This is a genomic window from Moorena sp. SIO4E2 (assembly GCF_010671945.1).
Lineage (GTDB): Bacteria > Cyanobacteriota > Cyanobacteriia > Cyanobacteriales > Coleofasciculaceae > Moorena > Moorena producens.
On the sequence record NZ_JAAHIE010000880.1, the window covers coordinates 1 to 2,349 of the forward strand.

Genomic DNA, 2,349 nt, shown 5'->3' on the forward strand with positions numbered 1-2,349 from the left:
TGGTAATTTTTTCCGTAGGCGCAAGTACCGATGCCAAGCTGACATTAGCAGGTGCTTTCCAAACTCCCCTGTCCCGATCTACCCTGGCATATACCCCTGCTACAGCAGCACTTGGAGGTAATACAACTCGCTGTTTAGCTAGTTCAGCTTTAATTTTGTTATAAATATCGGTGTTCTTGGTTTTGCTGTTACTCAGGTTTGATTCAGTAGTTCCTCCTGTATCGGTGGTTCCTCCTGTATCGGTGGTTCCTCCACCTCCCTTGATAGTTACAGAATGATCGGTGTAATAGTAGTTGAGTGATGTTTGGAGGTCGGGATAATAAGCTGCGCCATATTTTAAATAATCTGTGCCAATTCCCTCTCGGAATCCATCAACTTTCAGAACGTCGAAAATGGCAAACCTATCTTTTAATTTATTGCATTGCTCTAAAGCTTTTTGACAAAGTCCGTAATAATTGGTATCACCTAAACTTACCGCATCGGTAAGCAGGATTAAGGTGGGTTCATCTTCTTTTTCTAAAGCTTTTAATCCGTCCTCAAATTTACCTTTATCTTTATCTTGACTATAATCACCTACCGAAACAATGTAACAACTGCCTCCACCGTTATCAAAATACAGGCGCAAAGCATAATACATTAAATACTTGAGTTCAGGAGTGTCAATGCTAGTAATTACCTCGGCCTTAGTTGTATCATCAACCTTTGTTGTTACCTCAAAGCTGGTTGCTTGAGCTTTGCCAAACAAAGTTTCATAGTCAAGCAGTGAACTAATTCGAGTGGGTTTATTCTTTAATTGGTCGCCTATTCCAGCTTTCTCTGTGTAACCGATAAAAGCTGGAATCGCTGTAGATACCTCAGCGACTGAAGGGGGAAATGTAGAAATTTCCTCGACATAAACATTAGGAGTTTTATACGTTACCATGGTTCAATCCTTAGGTTTCAATTTTTATAGGTATTTCAGGGCATTAATGACTTTAATTCCGTTATGATTAGGGGGATTAGGTAAATGATCAATCCACACAGAGGGATCGCCAAGTTCATTCTTTTTCTTTATTAAAAGTTGAATGTTTTGTCTCCCAGCTTCCTGACAAGCAATTTCTGAGTCAGATTTAAAGCAATATTGTTGAGATTCAGGAAATTGTTGGTTAAGAGCAGAAAATATTGGATCTGTTTCTTTAGCGTCGGCACTCGTAGATCTAGTAAATTTAATTTCTGGTTTCCTGGTCGGATCTTTATCTTCAATCAAGAATTCATCGCCATTAGTTAACTGATCCGTTACCAGGTAATAGTACCACGGTTGTTTTTTGGCGTTAAAGGTGATTTTATAGTCACTCCCCTGATTCAAATCTTTAGACATGGAGGAGTTATTATAAATATCCACAATGCCAAAAATAGTTTGTACCCTGGGCACTTTTATGTAACACCATTGAGTATGAATTATATCTAAATCTGACGCTTTATTTTCATTATTATTTTCATTACTAAAATGATAACTAACATTATCAACGGGTTTCCAGTCAATATCTGTGAAATCTATAAAATCTTGATTTTTGAGTTTTAATATAAAAGTAAACTGCAAATTATCAGCAAGCTCTACCCAGGGTTTCTGTTCTGAATTTTCTGAATTTTCTGAATTTTCTGAATATACTGGGGTAATGACCACTATTCCGTTAACTTTATTCTTAACAATCAGACGATGACCCCTAAGTACCCTGCTACATTCAGGTGTTGGTTCAACACTTAAGTCCGGGCAGACTTTATCCCGATAATAGTCGTGAAGAATACTTAATTCAAAGAGTTGCTTATAAAGCATAATCTAGATGACCCTTGGGTTTGAGTTTGGCGGCGATACTAGATTCTTGAACTACTAACTTCCCTATCAGTTACATCAGAGCCAATTTCCACCGTATCCCCATCGGCAAAGACAACCATTCTGACTTTATAAATGACTGAAGGCATATAAGACATGCCTAAACCAGACCAAACCTCTCTTTGTTCAGTAAAAGGCAAATTAACCAGTTCGATGGTCAATTTTTGGATCTCAGCACTGAGGGTTGGAGAGTTACGACAATCAAATAACCGATGACTTTGAAAGTATTTGATAATTAGGGACAAAAACTTTAAAGATTGGCTGTAATTAGTAAAATTAGCAGCATATAGAACGTATAAATTGAGGTAAAGATTAGGGTTGTTTTGCTGCTTCCCCCCCTGATTAGGCATCCTGTCATAGGCAGCACCAGAACGAAAGGTATAGTCTTCTTCTAAGTTAACTAATAAGGTAGTAATGGCATTCTCTTCTAAGGAAACTTCTTTCCCGTTGCGATCCTGAAGAAATAAGACCTCAAAAGC

Annotated in this window: 2 protein-coding genes and 1 pseudogene; all 3 read right to left on the bottom strand. The window is 37.8% G+C overall.

Going from position 1 to position 2,349, the window contains the following annotated elements; all coding sequences use genetic code 11:
• Positions 1-922: pseudogene (locus F6K37_RS38525) on the bottom strand (phage tail sheath family protein); the annotation flags it as partial.
• Positions 923-946: 24 nt separating this feature from the next.
• On the bottom strand, positions 947-1,813 hold the full coding sequence (locus F6K37_RS38530; RefSeq protein WP_287256434.1) for a hypothetical protein: 867 nt from the start codon (positions 1,811-1,813) through the stop codon (positions 947-949).
• Between the two features lie 38 nt (positions 1,814-1,851).
• Positions 1,852-2,349, bottom strand: a 498-nt coding sequence (locus F6K37_RS38535) for a Pvc16 family protein (RefSeq protein WP_287256436.1), incomplete at its 5' end; no start/stop codon positions are given.